The following is a 21,403-nucleotide window of genomic DNA, read 5'->3' on the forward strand; positions in this document are numbered from 1 at the left end:
CCTCCTTTCGGATACCCTGGCCCGGACCATCATAGCGCCCACCGAACTGCCGGTAGGGATCATCACCGCCTTCATGGGTTCTCCCTTCTTCATCTACCTGCTGATCAGGAAAAGACGCCAGTGGTGGGGGTGAAAGGTAAGGATGCTGAAGCGGCTGTACGGGGAGGAGCTGAAGGGGATCTGGGTATATCCACAGAAGTAGGTGGAGGGGAAATGCGTCTGGAAGTAAAGGGGTTGAGTTTCTCTTACAACAGCGTGCCGGCCCTGAGGGGAGTAACCTTTTCCGTTCAATCGGGGGAAGTTTTGGGAATAGTGGGGCCCAACGGGTCGGGGAAAAGCACCTTGCTGCGCTGCTTGGCCAAAGCGCTGAAGCCCCGGTTAGGAACTATATTCTTGGATGGCCGGAACCTGGCTACCCTGCGGGGCCGGGAAGTGGGACGCTGTCTAGGCTATGTACCTCCGCCAGGTAGCGGGCAGGTCTTTCCTTGTACTGTTCTCGAAACGGTTCTCCAGGGGCGCCGGCCCCATCTCACCTGGGGAGTAGGCCCGCACGACCTGGAGGTGGTGGCCAGGGCCTTGGCGTGCCTGGGGCTTACCGAATTGGCCGACCGGCAGTTAAACGAGCTTTCTAGTGGCCAGCGGCAGAAAGTATTTATCGCTCGCGCCCTGGCTCAGGAGCCAGAGGTATTCCTGCTCGACGAGCCCACGGCAACGCTCGACATTCGCTACCAACTTGAGGCAATGGCGCTTATTCGGGGATTGGCTACGGAGAAAGGGCGGTTAGTGGTCGCGGTGTTGCACGACCTGAATTTAGCGGGCCGCTTTGCCGACCGGCTGCTGCTTCTGCACCAGGGGAAGATCTTTGCCGCCGGGAGCGCTAAGGGGGTGCTAACCCCTGAGAACCTCCGCGCCGTGTACGGCGTCGAGGCGGTGGTAACCGAGGGGCCGTGGGGAGTACAGGTGACAGCGGTGGCGCCGGTGGGCGGGTTCGGGGCGGTGGAGGAGGCCGCGGTTTGCGCGGTTGGTCGAGGATGAAGGGGGGAACGGAGGTCATTCAGGAGAAACGCTCTGCGGCAACCGCTCGGCTACCCCTGCCGGAGCTGCCGGACCCGTTTACCGAGATCGCGCTCCAAGAAGCAGCGCTCGCGGTCTGTAACGTGGTGAAACGTTACGGCCCGGTTACCGCCGTGGATGGGGTGAGCTTTGCCGTCCGCCGGGGGGAGATCTTCGGGCTTTTGGGCCCGAACGGGGCCGGCAAGACTACGCTCGTTCGGATGCTCACCACTCTCACACGACCCACGGCAGGAGAACTCTTTGTGGGCGGGGAAAGCGTATCCAAAAACCCGGTGGCGGTGAAGAAGCTCATCGGCGTGGTGCCCCAGGTGAACAACCTGGAGCGCGAGCTAACGGGCCGGGAAAACCTTGTGCTCCACGCGCTTTTGCACCGGATGCCCCGGGCAGACCGCGAACAGCGGATCCCAGAACTCCTGGAATATGTAGGTTTGGTCCACCGGGCAGGTGACCGGGTGCAAGACTATTCCGGCGGGATGGCCCGGCGGCTTCTCATCGCGCGGGCCCTTGTCCACCGGCCGCCTATTCTTTTCTTGGACGAACCTACGGTAGGGCTCGACCCGCAGACCCGGCGGAAGATCTGGGATCTGATCCAGATCATGAACCGTGACGGTATGACGGTCTTCCTAACCACCCACTATATCGAGGAGGCGGAGAGCCTCTGCCACCAGGTAGGGATCATTGACCATGGGAAGCTGATCGCGCTGGGGACACCGCGGGAACTCAAAGAGCGGCTGGGTGCCTTCTGCGTGGAGTTTTTTGGCGGGGAGGGGACGCGCCGGGTTTTCTTCCCCACGCGCCAGGACGCCAAGGCCTATGCCAGCGCCCTGAGCGGGGACATCACCGTCCGGCGCACGAGCCTGGAGGACGTCTTCGTGGAACTCACCGGGCGCGAAATCCAGGGAGGGTAGATGAGGAGCGTGATTACAGGGTCTGCTGTAAGAGAAAACGTCTGGCTTCAAAAGCTGTATCCCTCGTGGCTGCCGCTCGTACTTGCCATGGGGCTGGTCTGGCGCCGGCGCTGGTGGCGGTTCCTGGTCGGGGGCGTGAACCGGCCGCTTATTTTTCTGGCGCTTTTCGCCTGGAATCTGAAGCATGCCGCCGGCGGAGTAGAGTACCTTCAGTTCCTTTTGCCGGGACTGGTAGTCATGGCTGCGGTTACGGCAAGTTATACCGACCTCGTCAACTGGTTTGCTGTTCGACGAACCGTTTACCGGGTTTTGGACGAGTACCTCCTGGCACCCGTTTCCACCGCTTCCCTGCTTGCGGGCCATGTCCTGGCCGGCGGGGGAAAGGGCCTGGTAGTGGCCCTCGTGGTTTATTTCGGAGGATGGGCGGTAATGGGAGATTTTTCCTTTCCGCTCCTTTTCGCGGTCCAACTGGCTGTCGTCTGTCTTCTTTTCGCCTCCCTGGCCGTGGTGGTGGCGATGATTGCCGGGGGCGACCGGGACGTCTTGATGTTCACCAATCTTGCGGTCTTCCCGATGACCTTCTTCTGCGGCACTTTCTTTCCGGTAGAGAGGTTGCCCGGAGCATTGGCCAAACTTAGCTGGTTCCTGCCGCTCACTGCCGGGACGTACAACCTGCGCGGGCTGGCGCTTACGGGTGCTCCCCATTGGAATTGGTTCGGGCAGAGCCTTGGTTGGTTGGCTGGCTTTTACCTTCTGGCCTACCTGCTCTTAAACTGGAGGCGGCAGGACTGATGCGGCACTCCCTTCTTGGCTGGTATCCGATCGTCTGGGAGGAAATGGTTTACTGGCGACGCCGGTTCTGGCTTTACCTGGCTACATACACGCTTTCTCCCCTCATTTTTCTCCTGACGTTCGGTTTTGGCGTGGGACAGCGGCTGAAGATGCTCATGCCCGGCGGAATGAGTTATCTCGAGTTCCTAGTACCGGGGGTTGTGGCACTGGCGGTCTTCAACAATGGGGTCACCTCGGTTACCGTGCGCATGTTTTACCACCGCCTGCACTTCAAGAGCTTCGAGGCTTACCGGCTGGCACCGATTAGCGATGTTGCCGTCTGGCTGGGATATACCGTCTCCGGTGCCCTCCGGGGCCTCCTGGCTGGAAGCATCGTCCTCGGCCTGGCGCTTCTACTGGTCCCGGGTTTTCGGGCCGTGCCGGCCGGCCTCGCCTGGCTTGCGGCCGTGGCCTTTGCCTGCGGCGCCTTCGGAGTGTTCCTTGGTCTCTGCTTACGCTCTTTCGACGACCAGACAGTGATCAGCGAGTTCGTCATCGTTCCGATGACTTTCCTCTGCGGCACCCTCATCCCGCTCGAGCGGCTTCCCGGGGCCCTGCAGCCCTTGGTCTGGCTTCTGCCGCTCACGCCGGCGACGGAGGTACTGCGGGTCTCGTTCACCGGAGGGGTACCCTCTTGGGGGACGGTGGGGTTGCTTGTCGGCTGGACCGGGCTCTTCTTTGGGCTTGGGACGTGGCGGCTCGGCCGCCGTGAGGACTGAGAACCTTGTGGGGTGGTAGCGATGAGCAGGTTCCTTCTTCTCAGCACCATTGACAATACCCGAGAGCTCAGGGAAGCGCTGGCAGAGATTAGGGCCGAGTACGGAGAAATCCTTTCTGTCACGAAAATCTATTTCTCCGACTGGGAGCGGGGGAGAATTGATCCGGTAGAGGTGGAAGAAGCGGCAAGAAGTTCTCGGGTTATCCTCGTGGACATCCGCGGGCAGACGGAATTCACGGACCATCTCCGGGAGTTGGTGATCGGGAGCGCCGCCACGGTGGTGGTTCTGGTGGGCGGCAGCCGCGACATTCTTTCCCTCACCCGGATGGGTTCTTTTTCCGGGGCCGATCTTCCCCGGCGCGAGGGGCGTTTTGACATCGAGGCTTACCTTAAAGCCAGGAAGTTTATGGATCTCACCAAAAAGTTGGGATCTATTTTACCTGTGGGCAAGCTTAAGCACATGCGCAACTGGCTGGTGGCCTGCGAGTACTACGCTGAGGGCGACAAGCAAAACCTCAAGAACCTTCTTCTCTTCCTCTTGCGGGAGTACTGCGGGGCTAGGGTGAAGGTGGGGCCGCCCCAAAGAAGGCCAGATTATGGCATCTGGTGGCCTCCTGATCGCCACTTTGCTGAGCTGAAGGCTTTTAAGACTTTTGCAGGGTGGTACGAGGGCAGGCCTACCGTGGGCGTTTTCTTTTACGGCGGCATGCACTTTGCCGACTGCGCGCCGGTGGTGGAAGCGCTGGTGGAGGAATTGCGCGGTGAGGTCAACCTCATCCCCGTTTTTTCTAAGGTGGAGCACAACCTGGCGGCTATGCGAGCCTTTTTCTTTGACGAAGGGCATCCGGTAGTTGACCTTGTGGTTAACCTGCAGTACTTCCGGTTGCACGGTGGGCCTTACGGCGGGGCACCCGAACCAACCTACCGGTTGTTGTCCGAACTCGGCGTCCCGGTGTTGACAGGGTTTCGGTCTTACACGACGGAAATAGGGGAATGGCAAAGAGAGAACCGCCTGAATCCTCTAGAAATCACCCTCGGTGTTATGTTACCGGAGCTGGATGGGTGCATAGAGCCGGTTTACGTGGGGGGACTCGAGTCCCTCGGAAAAGATGAGATGTTGGGCGGGGAAGTAAAGGAAGTCCAGGCCCTGCCCGAAGGAATAGAGAGGCTTTGTGGCCGGGTTCGCAAGTGGCTTTGGCTGCGGCGCAAGCCCAACGCCGAGAAGAGGCTGGCCATTATTCTTTACGACTATCCCCCGGGAGAGGCTCGCCTGGGCAGCGCCGGTTATCTTAGTGCCCTGGAAAGCCTGCGGGTCTTTCTCGAAAGGCTCGCGGTTGCCGGGTACCGCGTGGAAATTCCGGCGGGGGACTTGGGGGAATTTCTCTTGTCGCGGGGGGTGGTGAACACCCCGGAATGGCATGCGCCTGGCGGCATAGCGGTAGAGGCAGACCTTTACCGCCGGTGGTACGAGGAGCTCCCGCAGGAATTGCGCGAGGAAATGGAGAAGCACTGGGGAGAACCGCCGGGAACTGTAATGACCAGGCATGACGAGATTTTGATCCCGGGCGTGGTGGTGGGCAACGTTTTCATCGGCGTGCAGCCGTCGCGCGGCGTGCACGAAAATCCCGAGAAAGCCTATCACGACAAGGAGTTGCCGCCTCACCACCAGTACCTCGGTTTTTACTGGTGGTTACAAAAAGAATTTCGGGCGGACTGCATCCTCCACTGGGGGATGCACGGCACCCTCGAGTTCACCAAGGGCAAAGAAGCTCCGGTGTCGCGCCGCTGTTTTCCGGATATCCTGATCGGCGACCTTCCCCACCTCTACTACTACTGGGTGGGCAATCCCTCCGAATCCACCATTGCCAAGCGAAGGAGCTATGCGGTGACGGTTTCCCACGCCTCGCCGCCGGTAATTGCCGCCGATCTTTACGGCGAGTACTTAGAGCTGGAGGAACTGTTGGCAGAGTACCGGAAAGCCGAGGGCCGGGACAAGGAGACCCTGGCCGGGGCGATTAAAGAAAAAGCGCAGGCGCTCTCCATGCCGACCGAGGATCTGGCAGAATTGGAAGTCTATCTTTACCGGATGAAGAGGCGGCTTATCCCCAAAGGTTTGCACGTTCTGGACAGGCGGCTTGCGGGAGAGGACTTGATTGCCTATTTGGCGGCCCTTGCCCGGTTTGACCGGGAGGTGCCTTCGTACTACCGGATGGTGGCCGAGAGAATGGGCTTTTCCTACGAGAATCTCGCTCGGGAACCGGAGGCATTTGTTGCTGTTGACCGCGAAGTGCACGAGGCGATAGGACGCTGGCTGGCGGGCGATGAGGCGGCCCTGCCGCCGGAAATAGGCCGGTATCTCGCCGGGGTAAGGGAAAACATTGCCCGCTCGCAGGAAAGCGCGGGGCTTCTTTCCGTACTGGATGGCTGCTACCTTCTCCCTAACCTGGCCGGGGACCCGGTGCGCTCGCCTGAGCTTTATCCCGTCGGCCGGAATATGTACGAGTTCGACCCGCGGCTTATTCCCACGCCCCTGGCGCTAAAGCGCGGGGAGGAAACAGTAAAGGCCATTTTGGAGAGATTTTACCGCACGCACGGGCGCTACCCAGAAACGGTGGGGACGGTGCTGTGGGGGTTTGAGACCTTAAGCACGGGTGGCGAAACCATTGCCCAGATCCTGGCTTATCTCGGCGTGCGCCTGGTCCGGAAGGAAAGCCCCTGGTTCAAGGAACTGGAGCTCATCCCTTTAGAGGAGCTCGGTCGGCCGCGCATCGACGTTCTGGTGACCATCTGCGGCATCTTCCGCGATATATGTGCTCCCCAGATTGAAGTAATCAATCAAGCGGTGGAACTGGCGGCCGGCGCCGCGGAACCGGAAGAGATGAATTTTGCCCGCCAACACAGTTTGGAAATGGCAGCAGAACATGGTAATGCCAGCCGGGCGCGGGTGTTCGGGCCTCAGGCCACGGAGTACGCCACGTCAATGCGGGCGCTGGTAGAAAGCGGGATCTGGCGGGAGGAAAAGGAGCTGGTGGAAAGTTATGACAATTCCATGGGTTACTGCTATCACCGGGGCAAGGTTCGGGAAAACCGCGACCTCTTCGCCAGGCTCGCCTCCACGGTTGACGTGGTCTCCCAGGTAAGGCACAGCACGGAATACGAATTCACCGATCTTGACCATTATTACGAGTTTTTCGGCGGGCTTTCCCGGAGCGTGGCGGAAAAGAAGGGAAAGGTTCCCGAACAATGGGTGGTAGACATTACAGAAGAAATTACCGAAGTGGCCGATGTGGGCCTGGCTATTGATCGGGCGGCGAGAACGCGGCTTTTCAACCCCAGGTGGATTGATGGGATGCTTGCGCACCGGCACCACGGTGCCCAGAAGATAGCGGAACGCCTGGAATACCTGATTGGCCTCAACGCCACCACCGGCCGGGTGAGCGAGTGGGTTTTCCGGGAATCACTTCACCGCTTCCTGCTGGATCAGGACATGCGCCGGCGGCTGGCGGAAAACAACCGCTTTGCCGCCTTGGAAATAGCCAGACGTATCGGTGAAGCCATCCGCCGGGGCTACCTCAGGTGCACAGACGAAGAGTTGGCCGTGTTCCAAAACGCGGTACTGGAACTGGAGAGTTGGATTGAGGAGAAGACTTAAGGTGGTCGGACTTATGCGCTACGTCTACCCGTTTACGGCTATCATCGGCCAGGAGAAGATGAAGCTTGCTCTTATACTGAATGCGGTCAATCCGCGGATCGGCGGGGTGCTAATCCGGGGGGAGAAGGGCACGGCCAAGTCCACGGCGGTGCGGGCGCTGGCCAGCTTGCTGCCCGAAATCGAGGTGGTGGCGGGCTGCCCCTGCAACTGCGACCCGCAAGAACCCGCGCGGCTCTGCCCTTTTTGCCGGGAGCGGTTAGCGGCGGGCGAGCCGCTTTCGGTCAGCAGGCGGCCGGTGCCGGTGGTCGACCTTCCCGTTTCGGCCACGGAGGACCGGGTGGTGGGAAGCCTTGACTTCGAGCACGCGGTACGGCACGGGCGGCGGCGCTTTGAACCCGGTATCTTGGCTCGGGCCAACCGCGGCATCGTTTACGTGGACGAGGTTAACCTCCTGGACGATCACCTCGTTGACCTTGTCCTCGACGCCGCGGCCTCCGGGGTAAACGTGGTGGAGCGGGAGGGAGTTTCCTTCGTCCACCCTGCCCGGTTCATCCTGGTCGGAACGATGAATCCCGAGGAGGGAGAGCTGCGGCCGCAGCTCTTGGACCGCTTTGGCCTGTGCGTTCCGGTGAAGGCGCTCCAGGATCCGGCGGAGCGGGCCGCGCTCATCCGGCAGCGGGAAGCTTTTGAGGCCGGCCCCCAAGGCTTCATCAGGGCCTTTGCGGCGCAGGAGGAAGAAATGCGGCAGCAGATCGCCGCCGCGCGGGCGCGGCTGGCCGGGGTGGCGGTTTTAGAGGGCGCGGTGAAACGCGCCACAGAGGTGGCGGCGGAGGCGCTCTGCGCCGGGCACCGGGCGGAAATCGTGCTGGTAGAGGCGGCGCGGGCGCTCGCCGCCTGGGAGGGACGCGCAGAAACCACCACCGCGGACGTGGGAAGGGTGGCGGAGTTGGTTCTTTTCCACCGGCGGCGCGAGGCCTTGCCGCCCCAGCCGCTGGAAGAGGCGCTGCCTGAGGAGCCGGAAGAGCCGCAGCAGTTTGAGGAGCCGGAAGAGCCCGCGCCTGAAGAAAAGCCCCGCCCCGAAGAGCCTGAGGCCAAGGAAGGGCGGCAGGAAGAGCACTGGGAGGACGGGAAGGGGGAAGAGGGAGAGGCCTCCTCGCCGCCCCCGGCGCCCGCGCGCGAAACCGTCTTTGCCGTGGGCGAGCCCTTCCTGGTAAAACGGATTGACCACGGGCGCGACCGCATCTTGCGCAAGGGGTCGGGGCGCCGCTCGCGCACGCGCACGCCGACCCGGGCCGGCCGCTACGTTCGGGCCACCCTGGCGCGGGGAAGCGGCGATTTGGCCTTTGACGCTACGCTGCGGGCGGCGGCGCCTTATCAAGCGTGGCGCGAGAAAAAAGGCGTGGCGATTGCCATCGAAACCCCCGATATCCGGGAAAAGGTGCGGGAGAAGCGGATTGGGGACTTCCTCCTCTTCGTGGTTGACGCCAGCGGTTCGATGGGTGCGGCGCAGCGGATGGTGGCGGCGAAAGGCGCGGTATTGTCCTTGCTGTTCGATGCCTACCAGAAGAGGGACCGGGTGGGGATGATCGCTTTCAAGGGCGAGGGGGCGCAGCTGTTGCTTCCGCCGACGAACAGCGTGGAGCTGGCGCACCGGTGCCTGCAGGAGCTTCCCACCGGCGGGCGCACGCCGCTGGCGGCAGGGTTGTTGAAAGCCTACGAGGTGGCCCGGGCGCATCTTTTTAAGAACCCGCACCTCTCCCCGCTTTTGGTGATAATCTCCGATGGCCGGGGCAATGTGGGTTTGGCCAACGGCAAGCCCCTGGAGGACGCCTGGCGGGTGGCGGACCTCATCCGCGAAGAGGAGCGGATCAAAAGCGTGGTCGTCGATGCGGAAAAAGAAGGGTTTCTGCACTTTGGCCTGGCGCGGCGGCTGGCCGAAACACTGGGGGCAGCTTACTACCGGATCGAGGATTTGCGGGCCACCACTCTGGTTGAGGCGGTGCGGACGCTAACGGACTAGAAAACGCAACTTCAGGAAAAGGAGGCCGCTTATGCAGAAAGCCGTTTTCCCTTTCACCGCCATGGTGGGGCAGGAGGAAATGAAAAAGGCGCTGATTTCAAACGCTGTCAACCCCCGGATCGGCGGGGTGCTGATCCGGGGCGAGAAAGGCACGGCCAAATCTACGGCGATGCCGGGCCTGGCCAGCTTGTTGCCGGAGGTCGCCGACTGCCCCTTTGGCTGTGACCCCGACGACGTAGCCGTGATGTCCGCGGACTGCCGCCAGCGCCGGGAAGCGGGCGAAGAGCTGCCGGTTGCCACGAGGAAAATGCGGGTGGTGGATCTGCCGGTTTCCGCCACCGAGGACCGAGCTTTCAAGGGAAAGACAGCCGAAGTACTGCTGCCGCCTACCAACAGTGTAGAAATGGGATACAAACTGCTCCAGGAACTACCCACCGGTGGGCGGACCCCCCTTGTGGCCGGCCTGCTCAAGGCTTATGAAATAATCAAAGCCCACTTTTACAAAGATCCCGATCTTGATCCTTATTAATAGTTATTTCCGACGGCCGCGCCAATGTGAGCATGGGGGAGGACAAGCCTCTCCTTGAGGCGCGACGGGTGGCGGAGATAATCCGTAACGATGCCAGGATCAAAACTCTGGTGGTAGATGTAGAGAAAGATGGCCTGCTCACCTTTGGCCTGGCCCGGGAACTGGCCGCTGCTTTAGGAGCGGAATATTACCGGATAGACGAGCTAAAAGCCGGCACCCTGGTCCAGGTAGTACGGGAGATGCAAGGCTCTGGCGCTGGGGCAAAATTAAAAGAAATCTGCTAACCAGGGGGGATCCTTAAACTAAGATTTTCACGACAGGAGATGGAGTGAGTGCAAGCCGAGACTATTATCTACCCCTTTGCTGCCCTTGTAGGGCAGGAAGAAATGAAAAAGGGCTTACTTTTAAACGCCGTCAACCCTAAACTTTCCGGCATTCTCATTCGCGGGGAAAAAGGAACGGCCAAGTCAACCGCCGTACGGGCCCTGGCGGCTCTGCTGCCGGAGATAGAGGTGGTAGCCGATTGTCCATTTAGCTGCGATCCTGAGGACGTTACCACCATGTGCTCAAGTTGTCGCCAGCGGTTAGAGGCCGGTGAAGAATTGCCGCGGAGCCGGCGGAGAATGAGGGTGGTAGACTTGCCCGTTTCCGCCACCGAAGATCGGGTGGTAGGTACCCTGGACATTGAACGGGCCATAAAAAAAGGGGAAAAGCATTTTGAACCCGGTGTCCTGGCCCAGGCCAACCGGGGCATCTTATATGTCGACGAAGTAAACCTTCTCGATGACCATGTGGTGGATGTGCTACTAGATTCCGCAGCTATGGGTGTAAATACCGTCGAGCGGGAAGGCGTATCCTTCACCCACCCGGCCAATTTCATCCTGGTCGGTACCATGAACCCGGAGGAAGGGGAACTAAGACCTCAGCTCTTAGACCGCTTTGGCCTTTGCGTAAATATCACTGGCATCCTAGACCCCCGGGAGCGGGTAGAAATCATTAAGCGCCGGGTTGCCTTTGAAGAAGATCCGGAAGGATTTGTTGGCCAATGGGAAGAGGAACAGGAGAAGCTACGCCGGCAAATTGTGACGGCTATAGAGGTTTTACCGCAAGTAGAAATGCCAGAGGAAATCCTTTATCTCATAGCGAAAATCGCCATCGAAATGGGCGTGGACGGCCACCGGGCCGACCTGGTGATGATGAAGGCGGCCAGAACTATGGCTGCCCTGGAGGGGCGTACCGAGGTGGTGCCCGATGATGTCTACGCGATAGTAAACCTCGCCCTGCTTCACCGCATGCGCCGCCAGCCGTTCCAGGAGATGCATGTCGACCAGGCGAAGCTCCGGGAGGTACTTGGGAAGTGATTGAAATCCAGGGGCTTGCCAAGCATTATGGCAGTATTGTGGCCGTAGCCGGACTGAACCTCCAGATCAAAAGGAGAGAAATCTTTGGTTTACTCGGCCCCAATGGTGCCGGCAAAACTACCACCGTGAGGATGCTGACCATGTTGACTAAGCCTAGTAGCGGCAAGGCCCTGATTAACGGCTACGACGTAACGCGGGATTTAAGTAAGGTGAAACAAGCAATCGGCGTAGTCCCCCAGCAGATGAACCTGGACCAGGAACTTACGGCTCGGGAAAACCTGGAACTGCATGGCCGCCTGCATAAGATGCCCGCTCAAGAACGGCAAGAAAGGATTAAGGAACTCTTAGCTTATGTGGAACTGGAGGAGCGGGCGGACGACCTGGTGAGTAAATTTTCCGGCGGGATGAAGCGCCGGCTTATGATCGCCCGGGCGCTGATGCACTGGCCGCGCGTCCTTTTCCTGGACGAACCCACCGTGGGTCTTGACCCTCAGACCCGCCGGAAAATTTGGGATTTAGTCCGGCGGATGAACGGCGAGGGTATGACCGTGCTTTTGACCACCCATTACATCGAAGAAGCCGAGATGCTCTGCCACCGGGTAGGCATTATGGACCGGGGCCAATTAATTGCCCTGGGTACGCCCGCAGAGCTGAAACAAAAAGTAGGGGAAGTAGCGGTAGAGTCCTTTGCGGGTACGGAGACAGGGTATAAACTCTTCTCCTCCCGGGAGGCGGCCCTGGACTACGCTCGCAAAGTAACAGGCAATGTCTTAATTCGCGATACTAACCTGGAAGATGTCTTTATCGAGTTAACCGGGCGGAAGGTGAATGATTGAGATGGATTTCTATACGGTCTTCTGGCGGGAAATGATTGTTCTTAAGCGCACTTTCCATAAATTTTTTGCTTCACGATTGGTGAGCCCCTTGCTGTACTTAGTGACTTTCGGCTGGGGCCTGGGGCGGGGCATTCGCATGGACGGGGGCAACTACCTAGAATTTGTGGTACCTGGCCTCATCGCCCTTTCAGGCATGAACACAAGCTTTAACGCCGTAGGCATTTCCCTGAACATCAGCCGCTTATACTATAAAACCTTAGAAGAATACCTGATTGCTCCCTTGAGCGCTGGTTCTTTTGTTTTAGGTCAAGTCCTGGCAGGTACGGTGCGTGGCCTGATTGCTTCTTTAATTATCCTGGGCCTGGCGTTCTTATTCGGGGCGAGATTAGCCATTAACGGCTGGTTTTTCGTGATAATAGTTTTAACCTGTTTTCTCTTTGCCTCTTTAGGAGTAGTGGCGGCCATGACCATCAACTCCCATGAGGATATGTCCAACTTCTCTACTTTTGTTATCTTGCCCATGTCTTTTTTGAGCGGTACCTTTTTCCTGCCGGACCGCCTGCCCCAGGGCGTGGCTTACCTTATTAAAGCCCTACCCTTGACCCATGCCAGCTACGCCCTGCGGGCCCTAGCTCAGGGCCAGGGGCTCCTGCCCGTCTCCCTCGCAGTGCTGGCCAGCTACACAGCTTTATTGTTCATTGCTGCCGTAGTAGTCGTGCAGAGGGTACGGTAAACTCTGTAATATTTTGGCAAGTATTAGCCTTCATGATACACTTCTGATGCATTAGCAGGCATCTGCACACCGCGCTTTCGCAGGTAGTCACGTATGGTATTGATGTCTTTCAGGTAGGTCCCAATAGGGTCCAGCTACTCGTAGATTACGGATTCCCCCCGGCCGAGGACAGTAGCCATGAGCTTGGGATTTAGGCCATATAGGTCTAGTATCGGTACGGAGCCGAAGGCCTTGAGGTAGGCGTCCACTGACCGGGGGACGGTGATGGGTCTGCCGGGCGATTTCTAGAGCACAGAGGCCCTGCACGTGGAGACGGATCACCAGGTCCTTGCGGGTAAGCATATGACCCATGTCCAGCACGGTGCCCAGGCAGGGCAGAATGACCTGATGCTGCCTTTGGTATTGACCAACGACTCTTGATACTGTCCCGGTGGAGGCCAGAAATATCCACTGCAACTCCGCTTACGTGTCGTGAGTTGCCAGCTTCTGACGCCACTGAAAGGATTAACTCAAATCTGCTCACCGCTAAATTGGGCTGAAGCGCCAATCGAGAAACTTGTCCCGATGATGTGCAAGGGTGCGTGTAGCGCGTGGGCATGATAAGGAGTAATGCGTCCTCATGCAACACGTATAGAGTGGCTAACGCTCCGGGCTCGGCCTCCCTTATGAAGTTAGCTTCCTCTTGCTAAACTCTCTTCGCGCCCACAAAGGGGTGGGGGCGAAATCCGTAGGGGTAGAGTCTTCCTAAATGCTTCTCCAATAATGTCGCATAAGTAGTATTGTGCGCCATTTTTAACGTGCGCCCGGCATGGGCGAGGGCTTACGGGTGGAAGTCCCGAACGACGAAGGTAGCACTAGTCGTCAGCTTAAGGCAAGGGTGTCCGTCGCGAGGCGGAATCTGAAGGAAGCCGGCGGCAAACCGCCGGCCCGATGAACAAGAACCCCATAAGAGGCTAAGTCGCCCGGATGAGCTGGCATGACACAGCGAAATCCCAGGCTGCCAAGGGACGGCGGAGTATATGGGGCGGGCGCGGGGTGAAGGTTAACGCTCTTACCCGGGGAGGCCTGGCAGGTACGCCCAGCACTCAGGAAACTGAGGGCTGGGTAACCCAGGCCGAGAGGTCCGGCTGAACCGGCAGGAGGAAGCTTTGGGCATAGTACCTTAGGGGTCATAAACTCCAGGGGAAGGCCCGAACACCAAGTCAGAGGTGAGACCGATGCGTTCGCGAGAAGGGCGAAGACAGCAGAAAACCCCAAAAAGGGCTTGCCCGCGGGAGGAAGTGGTGAAGCCACGGGGGACCGCGGGAGGGATGAGCCCTTCTCCGCCACCAGGCGGGGCGACACCTCGCGGGGACCAGAATAGCGGCCTGATGGAGCAGCTGGTGGCCAGGGAGAACATGCTGGCCGTTTCTTTTGCGGGTAGAGCAAAACGGAGGCGCGCCCGGCATAGATGGCATCCCGACCGAACGGCTTCGGGAACAAATTCGTGCCGAATGGCCGCGCATCCGGGAGGAGATGCTTGCAGGTACTTATAGACCCGTGCCCGTGCGCCTGGTCGAAATCCCGAAACCCAAAGGAGGCAAACGGCTATTAGGGATACCTACCGCAATGGACCGCCTGATCCAGCAGGCTCTCCTGCAAGTATTGACGCCCATTTTCGACCCGCAGTTTTCTGAGGCCAGTTACGGGTTCCGGCCCGGAAGGAGAGCCCATGACGCGGTAAAGAGGGCACGTCAATACGTAGAAGAAGGATACGAATGGGTCGTGGATCTGGACATAGAGAAATTCTTTGACCGGGTAAACCACGACATACTCATGGCCCGGGTGGCCCGGAAAGTAACGGATAAGAGGGTGCTCATCCTTATCCGCCGCTATCTTCAGGCAGGCGTCATGGTGAACGGAGGGGTCATAGAGCCGGCAGAAGGGACACCGCAGGGTGGACCTTTAAGCCCGCTCCTGGCTAACATACTCCTTGACGACCTGGACAAAGAACTGGAGAAGAGGGGCCACAAGTTTGTCCGTTATGCCGATGACTGTAACGTATATGTCAAAAGCAGGCGGGCGGGGGAAAGGGTCATGACCAGTATCCGTAAGTTCCTGCAGGAGCGGTTGAAGCTCAAAATTAACGAACAGAAAAGCGCGGTAGACCGGCCGTGGATACTGAAATTCCTGGGGTTTAGCATGTACAAAGCTAAAGCGGGGCAAATCCTTATCCGTCTGGCGCCGCAGAGCATCGACCGGGTGAGGATGAAAATCCGGGAGATAACTTCCCGGAATAAGCCGGTAAGCATGGCTGAGCGCATAGGGCGGCTAAACGCCTACCTGGGCGGGTGGATGGGCTACTTTGCCCTGGCTGAAACGTCCAGCATTTTCAAGAACTTGGAAGGCTGGATGCGGAGGAGGCTTCCGCATGTGCCTCTGGAAGCAGTGGAAGCGAGTGCGGACAAGGTACCGGGAGCTACGGGCACTGGGACTGCCTGAATGGGTAGTACATGAATTCGCCAATGCCCGCAAAGGGCCATGGCGGATGGCCCACGGGCCAATGAATAGAGCCCTGGGCAACGCCTACTGGCAATCCCAGGGCCTGATGAGCTTAACCGAACGCTATTCTTATCTTCGTCAAGCTTGGTGAACCGCCGGATGCGGACCCGCATGTCCGGTGGTGTGAGAGGACGGGGGCTAGCCGCCCCCTCCTACTCGATAATCACAGAGCTTCAAGAAACGCGAGCAACTTATCGGGAGGGCGATAGCGACCAGGTTTTGTATTAGGTGGAGCTGTGAGAGAGATTACCTTTTCTTTTATGGCCATATCGGCATAAATGTAGATCTAAGTAGTCTGGACGCTTTCGTGTCCCAGCCAGAGGGCGATTACGCTGGAGTCTACGCCGCTATGCAGCAGGTTCATCGCACAGCTGTGGCGGAGTATGTGGGGTGACACCTTCTTGTGGCATAATGATGGGCAGCTTCGTGCGGCTAAGAACACATATTTAGCGAGTAGCCATTGAACGGCGTCGGAACTGAGGGGCCCGCCACGAATGGTCGGGAAAGCCGGATCGGTCTGGCAACCACCCCGTTCCCGAAGCCAGACACGTAGCACAGCAACCGTTTGAGCAATCAAGGGGGTCGCACGTTGCTTGCGCCCCTTTCCGCGACACCGTACATGGGCCCCGGGCCCCGCTAGCTCGAGGTCTCCGACGACGAGCCCGGTCAACTCGCTAATCCTCAGCCCTGTCTGGATAGCGAGGACCAGCAGGGCATAATCACGCCGTCCGATCCATTTGGTACGGTCGATTGCCGCGAGCAAAGCGTCAATCTCGTTCTGGTTAAGGAAGTCGACTGTCCTGCGCTCATAGCGCTTGGCTGGAATGGCGAGCACGCGCCGGATCACATCCGCGTGCTCTGGATGGCGAAGGGATGCATAGCGGAACAGCGAGTGAATCGCTGCCAAACGAGCATTGCGCGTGCGGACGCCATTGTGCCGGTCATGCTCAAGCCAGTTAAGGAAGGCACCAATAACGGGGGCATCCAGGTCGGCAATGTCGAGCTGGGAAGGCGCCTTTCCAATCCGCTCGTGGACAAAGTTCAACAGGAGGCGGAAAGAGTCTCGATAGGCAGCCACGGTACGTGGACTGGCCCGCCGCTGAGCGAGAAGCCGTTCGGTGAAAAAGGCTTCTAAGGTAGGAGCGAGAGTACTCATCACCATACCCCCCTTGGCTGCCCGATTCGCTCTGCCGCCAGCGCCAATAGCTCAGGGTCCCCCTGAAGGTACCAGTAGGTGGATACCGGATCAACGTGTCCAAGATAGGCCGACAGGAGTGGAAGCTTGCCCGCAACATCCGTTCCGGATCGATACCAATCACGTAGGGTATTCACTGCGAAGGTGTGCCGCAGGTCGTGGATGCGCGGCTGGCCTGAACCGGCGCGGGGCTGGAGACCGAGGCGGCAAATGATCTGTCTAAAGACGTGACGCACGCAGGCATCGATTAGACGAGTTCCACGGGTGGACACGAAGAAGCTTGGCACCCTCGGATTGCCGCTTAGCCGGTCCCGCTGCCTAGTATACTCCTTAAGAGCTACAATGGTAGTGGGGTGCAGGGGCAACCGTCGCGACTTATTGAACTTGGTCTGTCGGATCAGAATCAACCCCGTCACGGGATCGAAGTCGGCACGGTCCAGGCGGATCGCCTCACCCAAACGCATCCCGGTAGCGGCCAACAAACCCAATAAAGTCTGATAGGTCACTGCTCTCAACGGCGGGCTCAACGTGCCGGCGGTATCTATGAGACCCGCATCTCAGTTTCTGAATACAGGTATGGTGTCGGGCGCTGGTACCGATACGCCAGCAGATCCGGTGCTGGCACTTCGACAGATGGATCGATCGTTTGCAGGTAACGGGAGAAGCCGCACACCACGGAGAGTCTTTTCTTCCAGCACAGCGGATGCACGTTCGTCGGCCTGGTGGCCCAGGCCAGCGCCAACTGGCTGGTCACAGTGGATGCTCCCACGTGGTCTAGGTAATCAACGAAGTCGTTCAGAAGCCGATCGTGTTGAAGAAGTTTGAACCCGAGAGAGCGCCGCAGCGTAATGTAGTCGCTTACTTGCTGACGAAGATCGCTCATATGGCACCACCACCTGGCCATTGCCGGGCGATTCCGGCCAAGGCGCCAAGGTCATCCTTGGCGTAATGGGCAGTAGTCCTTGGATGGCCGTGCCTTAGAACCTGACCAATCTCCAACAACGGTGCACCGGCTCGGCGCATTGCCGTCGCCGCGCTATGTCGTAGCCGGTGTGCACCTGCAGGTGGTAGACCTGCCTGAACGCAGGCCCTCTTTACGATGTCGTGGATAGAGGAACCCGACAGGGCGGCATAGGGCGCGCGGATATGCAGAAATACGGCGCGCCAGCTGCTGTCAGGACGAGCCTGGTGGCAATAATCAGCTAGAGCCTCGCCGACATCCACTGGTAATGGGAGCCGATCATAGCGGTTGCCCTTACCGGCCACCAGGATCTCTCCGCTGCGCCAGTCTACATCATCTAGCGTCAGCGATGCCACCTCTTTGGACCGCAAGCCGAGCCGCGCCAGCATGGTCATAATCGCGAAATTGCGACGACCCGTATTGGTATGACGGTCGCAACTGGCGAGTAATTGCGCCACCTGTTCCCTGGATAAGGCGCGCGACAGTCCGGTGTCACGCCAGCCTGGGGCGGGGAGCACCGCAGCCTCCAGCGATAACGATATGTGACCTTGCAGATAGAGAAAGCGCAAAAATGCCCGTAAAGCGACCGCCATGTTGTTAAGCGATCCCGCGCCACGGCGCCTGGACTCCGCAAGGATAAATGTAGTAACCTTATCGGTCGTCAGACCTTCCAAACCGTTCACGCCGTCGATTCCACAAGCGGACAGGAACCGATGCACCACATACCGATACCAGTGGATGGTCCCCTGGGCCAAACCGCGTTGGCTCAGCAAATACGTGGTGAAGTCGTCCAAAACCCACGCTAGGTGCACCTCGGGAACACGCGGCATCACCTCGGGTATAGCACCAATACTACTGAGATAGTTGATGAGCACCCGTACCATCCCACCAGTTGAGCGCCCCTTCGCGTAACCACATGCCCGTCGCTCAGCAACAAACTCCTGCACCCGCTGCGGTGTAAGTTCCGCGACCGCGAATTCCTGATCGCCTAGCCAACAACTTAGATGCCTCATCACGACCAGATAAGAGGTTGCCGACCAGGCAGAATATCCCTGTCGAGCCAATTCATCCAAGAACCCGGAAACGAAGGGCTCTAATGGGCCGGAGACGTGGATCCCGAACTGTTTACACATCGACCATACCTCCTCGGCATTTGGAACCTCGGCCAGGGTGTGCACTGCGAAGCTCCGTAAATTATGCCGAATACTTCGACGCCTCTATCCCTACGCTCCTGTGTATAACTCTCTACCATACTGACCTGCTCGGCATAATCGTTGGCTCGGCATAAGAACAGAAGCCGGATATCTTCAAGCACATGGTTTGAGGCCAGGTGGATCTCATCGAGGACGATGACCGGGACGAGGTGGCGCTCGGCATTCATGGTGAGGATGGCGTCCTGGATCTGGGCAAAAAGGCTCACCTTTTTGTGTTTGGGTTCTTCGCCCAGAGCGCGCGAAAGGCCCTGGTAGAACTCCAGGGGCGTGACCGTGGAAAGGGCGAAGTAACAGGGCCGGAAATAGGCGGGGTTCAGCTCGGATGCGAACTTGCGCAAAGCGGTGGTCTTGCCGCAGCCAGGCTCCCCCGAGACAAGACCGATGCCGCGGACCTGCTTTAGGTATTTTAGCCTGGACTCAAGTTCCGCCAGATCCCGGCTGACAAAGAGGTGGTCGGTCTGGATTTCCTTTGTGAAAGGGTTATACTTTAGCCCGAAGAACTGGGTGAACATCAGTCCTCACCCTCCTCGTCGGCGGTGGCCAGAAGGCGGACAAAGGAGATGGGCGAGGGAGGGAAAGGTTCCCTTTCCCCGGCGCAGTTTTCTTGGCGCGGCTGACGGCCGCTTTTTCTTCTTTTCAGGCCGGCATTGGCCAAAAAGTCCACCTTTCTTGCCTCGCCCACCTTGACCCCGTCCCGGTAAAGCAGTACGGGCCTTGAGCTGGCAAGCCACTCCGGCTCATAGCGCACCTCAAGCCTCAGGTTCGAAAACCTTGGCTCAGTCTCGTAGAGGAGGTTTTCTAAGGTGAAGGTGGCGTCGTGGTGAACCTTGCGGGTCACCCGCAAGAGAAAATGCTCTTCCACCCGGGCCGGATCGGGCAAAAGCCTCACCCGGCCAGCCTGGGAGAGGAAGTAGTCAAGCGGGCTTGTGCCCAGGGCGGCATGGGGTTTGCGCTGGTAATCCTCGTCCAGCCACTGCCAGAAACGAAGATTGAGCTCCTCTAAAGACCCGATTTCGCCGGGACTAAGAAGGCTTAAAAAGCGCATGCGCACCGTTTTGAAGAACCTCTCTATTTTTCCGCGCCCCTGGGGAGAAAAGGGGCGGGCGTGCAGAAGCACGCACCCCAGGCTGGCGCAGATGACCGAGAGCTGGCCGCAGCGGTAGACCTTGCCGTTGTCGGTGTAGAGAAGCTTGGGCACGCCCCGCTTTAAGACCGCCTCCTTGAAGGCGCATCGCACAGCGTCAAAATTCTGCTCAAAGAAGAATTGGGCATGAGGGATGAGCCGGGAGGCGTCGTCGATAAACGAGACGAGATAAGTCTGCCTTTTGGTCCGGCCTGCTTTTAAATAGGGGCCGTACATGATGTCCGCCTGCCAGAGTTCGTTCACCCCCTGGTAAGAGAAGCGCCTGGTTTCTTCTCCATCCTCTTCCTTGGGTCCGGGGCGGTTGGCCAAAAACCGGTAGAAGGTGGCCAGGGAAACCCGGTCCGGGGTGAACACCCCGTCCTTTATGAGGGCATCGTAAAGCAGGGTGCCGCAAAGTTCGGGTTTCTCTTTTCTTTTGGCTTCGATTTTTTCGGCCATCTCCAGGGTGATGCGCCGGCTCTTGCCGCGGTCGGAGCGGTAGCCGGGCTTTAGGGCTAAAAGCCCCCCGGCGCGGTAGCTACAAAGCCACCAGCGAAAGGTGCGGGGGGAATAACGCAAAAAGCCCCAGTGCGGCATCTCGATGGCCTCGGCAGCAAGCTTTTTAAAGTACTCCTCCTGGTTTTCCACCTGCCCGTTCAGGACCGGGGCGATCAGGGCAAACCGCCGTAAAGCAATGTCTTCTCTTTGCTTTTCGTCAAGCACCAACGCTACCCCCTTGATTTTTGTGGGGGCCTAAGCGCTTAAGCCCTTTTTCTGCGCGCTGACTCTAGCATAGCCCCTGCCCTGCCCCTGCGCCAGAGAAAAGTTGTGTTGCTTTCTTTTTTCTTCCCCTGGGTCTGGCCCACCCTCCTTGGGTATGCTAAACTATCTTGCGAAGGGAGCTAAAAAACAGCGGCCGCATTGGTCGTAAAACCCGGCCGAGAAGAGCTGGATATCGCCAAAGCCGGCCAGGATATCGAGCATTCTTGCGGCCTCTTCCCTCGGGCTTCCTTCCCCGGGGAGGCCTATCTCGATAAGCATCTGGCGCAGCACCAGCTTTAGGCGGGGAAGGACGGCCAGAAAGCGGCGGACATAGAACCTCAAGTGGGCGGGCTCCCAGTAGAGCTCCTTGAAACGCCCCCTGAACAGGGCCAGACAAGCCCTTAGGGAAAAGGACCCCTTAAGGACGCATTCCAGGGCCTGGTAAATCAGCTTAAGGCCGTACTGGAAATAGGGTAGGCAGAAGGAAGGCAAGAAGGAAACGGTGCGGCCGCAGAACCGGCAGCGGTAGCGGCGGATGAGGATGCGCCTTGCCCCGTGGCCGGAATGCGAGTTTCGCCGGTAAAAGCCATGCTTCTTTAAGGGCAGGCTGGTCCGGCAGATGGGGCAAGACCCCGGCGGATCCGGAAAAGCGAAATCCCTCCCCAGCTGCCAGTACTCTTCCGGCGAGGCGGGGGTATAGAATACTTGCTGCATGCTTATCACTCCTTGGCATGCGGGGTTTGCAAATATTCTATCAACCGCCTCCGCCGGAGAAAAGGAAATATCTGGACCAGCATCCGACTGACCGACTGACTAGCCACTATATCTTCCAACCCAAAGTGAGAAACGTTTACCACATTGCTCTGCCATTCGAGCCATTTGCAGATTGTTTAATCTGCGAAGACAGGACCTGACTTAAGGCAGGGTAAAATGAAGATCTACACC

At 58.8% G+C, this 21,403-nt stretch carries 15 protein-coding genes and 5 pseudogenes; 13 read left to right on the forward strand and 7 right to left on the reverse strand.

Translation table 11 applies throughout. The features are described from left to right. From H5U02_08180 to H5U02_08235, 12 genes and pseudogenes are all read left to right on the forward strand, one after another. The coding region (locus H5U02_08180) for an iron chelate uptake ABC transporter family permease subunit (protein MBC7342414.1) at window positions 1–133 on the forward strand (133 nt) is incomplete at its 5' end. An 80-nt stretch (window positions 134–213) separates the two neighbouring features. Then, on the forward strand, window positions 214–1,035 hold the full coding sequence (locus H5U02_08185) for an ABC transporter ATP-binding protein (GenBank protein MBC7342415.1): 822 nt from the start codon (window positions 214–216) through the stop codon (window positions 1,033–1,035). Further along, complete coding sequence (locus H5U02_08190; protein MBC7342416.1) at window positions 1,032–1,982, forward strand: ABC transporter ATP-binding protein; 951 nt, start codon at window positions 1,032–1,034, stop codon at window positions 1,980–1,982. The genes H5U02_08185 and H5U02_08190 overlap by 4 nt, the downstream gene beginning before the upstream one ends. Before the next feature lie 12 nt (window positions 1,983–1,994). Next, the gene (locus H5U02_08195; protein MBC7342417.1) at window positions 1,995–2,774 is read left to right on the forward strand and encodes an ABC transporter permease; all 780 of its coding nucleotides are present in this window, start codon (window positions 1,995–1,997) and stop codon (window positions 2,772–2,774) included. Beyond that, complete coding sequence (locus H5U02_08200) at window positions 2,774–3,532, forward strand: ABC transporter permease (GenBank protein ID MBC7342418.1); 759 nt, start codon at window positions 2,774–2,776, stop codon at window positions 3,530–3,532. The genes H5U02_08195 and H5U02_08200 overlap by 1 nt, the downstream gene beginning before the upstream one ends. A gap of 21 nt (window positions 3,533–3,553) precedes the next feature. Then, entirely contained in the window at window positions 3,554–7,183 is a 3,630-nt protein-coding gene (locus tag H5U02_08205; protein MBC7342419.1) for a cobaltochelatase subunit CobN, read from the forward strand. A gap of 13 nt (window positions 7,184–7,196) precedes the next feature. Further along, complete coding sequence (locus H5U02_08210) at window positions 7,197–9,203, forward strand: putative cobaltochelatase (protein MBC7342420.1); 2,007 nt, start codon at window positions 7,197–7,199, stop codon at window positions 9,201–9,203. 31 nt (window positions 9,204–9,234) lie between these two features. Beyond that, window positions 9,235–9,552 (forward strand): annotated as a pseudogene (locus H5U02_08215) (magnesium chelatase ATPase subunit I). Window positions 9,553–9,800: 248 nt separating this feature from the next. Then, a complete protein-coding gene (locus H5U02_08220; protein ID MBC7342421.1) occupies window positions 9,801–10,016 on the forward strand; it encodes a hypothetical protein in 216 nt (71 codons plus the stop codon). Between the two features lie 102 nt (window positions 10,017–10,118). Continuing rightward, window positions 10,119–11,093: an ATP-binding protein gene (locus tag H5U02_08225; protein MBC7342422.1), complete on the forward strand. Its 975-nt coding sequence runs from the start codon at window positions 10,119–10,121 to the stop codon at window positions 11,091–11,093. Further along, window positions 11,090–11,929, forward strand: a complete 840-nt coding sequence (locus H5U02_08230; protein MBC7342423.1) for an ATP-binding cassette domain-containing protein — start codon at window positions 11,090–11,092, stop codon at window positions 11,927–11,929. The genes H5U02_08225 and H5U02_08230 overlap by 4 nt, the downstream gene beginning before the upstream one ends. After that, entirely contained in the window at window positions 11,922–12,662 is a 741-nt protein-coding gene (locus tag H5U02_08235; GenBank protein ID MBC7342424.1) for an ABC transporter permease, read from the forward strand. Before H5U02_08230 ends, H5U02_08235 begins: the two co-directional genes overlap by 8 nt. A gap of 87 nt (window positions 12,663–12,749) precedes the next feature. Here H5U02_08235 and H5U02_08240 read toward each other — a convergent pair whose 3' ends face one another. Beyond that, a complete protein-coding gene (locus H5U02_08240; GenBank protein MBC7342425.1) occupies window positions 12,750–13,118 on the reverse strand; it encodes a DUF1670 domain-containing protein in 369 nt (122 codons plus the stop codon). Between the two features lie 914 nt (window positions 13,119–14,032). Here H5U02_08240 and ltrA point away from each other — a divergent pair. Next, window positions 14,033–15,294, forward strand: a pseudogene (gene ltrA, locus H5U02_08245) (group II intron reverse transcriptase/maturase). A 72-nt stretch (window positions 15,295–15,366) separates the two neighbouring features. Here the strand turns inward: ltrA and H5U02_08250 are convergent. From H5U02_08250 to H5U02_08275, 6 genes and pseudogenes are all read right to left on the reverse strand, one after another. Next, window positions 15,367–16,359, reverse strand: a pseudogene (locus tag H5U02_08250) (tyrosine-type recombinase/integrase). Further along, window positions 16,359–17,281: pseudogene (locus tag H5U02_08255) on the reverse strand (tyrosine-type recombinase/integrase). The pseudogenes H5U02_08250 and H5U02_08255 overlap by 1 nt, the downstream one beginning before the upstream one ends. Continuing rightward, on the reverse strand, window positions 17,278–18,492 hold the full coding sequence (locus tag H5U02_08260) for a site-specific integrase (GenBank protein ID MBC7342426.1): 1,215 nt from the start codon (window positions 18,490–18,492) through the stop codon (window positions 17,278–17,280). Before H5U02_08260 ends, H5U02_08255 begins: the two are co-directional and overlap by 4 nt. Next, the gene (locus tag H5U02_08265; protein ID MBC7342427.1) at window positions 18,453–19,085 is read right to left on the reverse strand and encodes an AAA family ATPase; all 633 of its coding nucleotides are present in this window, start codon (window positions 19,083–19,085) and stop codon (window positions 18,453–18,455) included. Before H5U02_08265 ends, H5U02_08260 begins: the two co-directional genes overlap by 40 nt. Before the next feature lie 125 nt (window positions 19,086–19,210). After that, a pseudogene (locus H5U02_08270) lies at window positions 19,211–20,419 on the reverse strand (DDE-type integrase/transposase/recombinase). A gap of 162 nt (window positions 20,420–20,581) precedes the next feature. Further along, window positions 20,582–21,172, reverse strand: a complete 591-nt coding sequence (locus H5U02_08275) for a hypothetical protein (protein MBC7342428.1) — start codon at window positions 21,170–21,172, stop codon at window positions 20,582–20,584. Window positions 21,173–21,403: the final 231 nt, after the last annotated feature.

This window comes from Clostridia bacterium (assembly GCA_014360065.1).
Classification (GTDB): Bacteria; Bacillota; DSM-521; order Neomoorellales; family JACIYF01; genus JACIYF01.

What these genes read in the sequence shown, in the direction of transcription:
- H5U02_08275 (MBC7342428.1), bottom strand. Translation starts at nt 21,172, where the DNA reads ATGCAGCAAGTATTCTATACCCCCGCCTCGCCGGAAGAGTACTGGCAG.
- H5U02_08260 (MBC7342426.1), bottom strand. Translation starts at nt 18,492, where the DNA reads ATGTGTAAACAGTTCGGGATCCACGTCTCCGGCCCATTAGAGCCCTTC.
- H5U02_08210 (MBC7342420.1), top strand. Translation starts at nt 7,197, where the DNA reads ATGCGCTACGTCTACCCGTTTACGGCTATCATCGGCCAGGAGAAGATG.
- H5U02_08185 (MBC7342415.1), top strand. Translation starts at nt 214, where the DNA reads ATGCGTCTGGAAGTAAAGGGGTTGAGTTTCTCTTACAACAGCGTGCCG.
- H5U02_08190 (MBC7342416.1), top strand. Translation starts at nt 1,032, where the DNA reads ATGAAGGGGGGAACGGAGGTCATTCAGGAGAAACGCTCTGCGGCAACC.
- H5U02_08200 (MBC7342418.1), top strand. Translation starts at nt 2,774, where the DNA reads ATGCGGCACTCCCTTCTTGGCTGGTATCCGATCGTCTGGGAGGAAATG.
- H5U02_08265 (MBC7342427.1), bottom strand. Translation starts at nt 19,085, where the DNA reads ATGTTCACCCAGTTCTTCGGGCTAAAGTATAACCCTTTCACAAAGGAA.
- H5U02_08205 (MBC7342419.1), top strand. Translation starts at nt 3,554, where the DNA reads ATGAGCAGGTTCCTTCTTCTCAGCACCATTGACAATACCCGAGAGCTC.
- H5U02_08235 (MBC7342424.1), top strand. Translation starts at nt 11,922, where the DNA reads ATGATTGAGATGGATTTCTATACGGTCTTCTGGCGGGAAATGATTGTT.
- H5U02_08225 (MBC7342422.1), top strand. Translation starts at nt 10,119, where the DNA reads ATGAAAAAGGGCTTACTTTTAAACGCCGTCAACCCTAAACTTTCCGGC.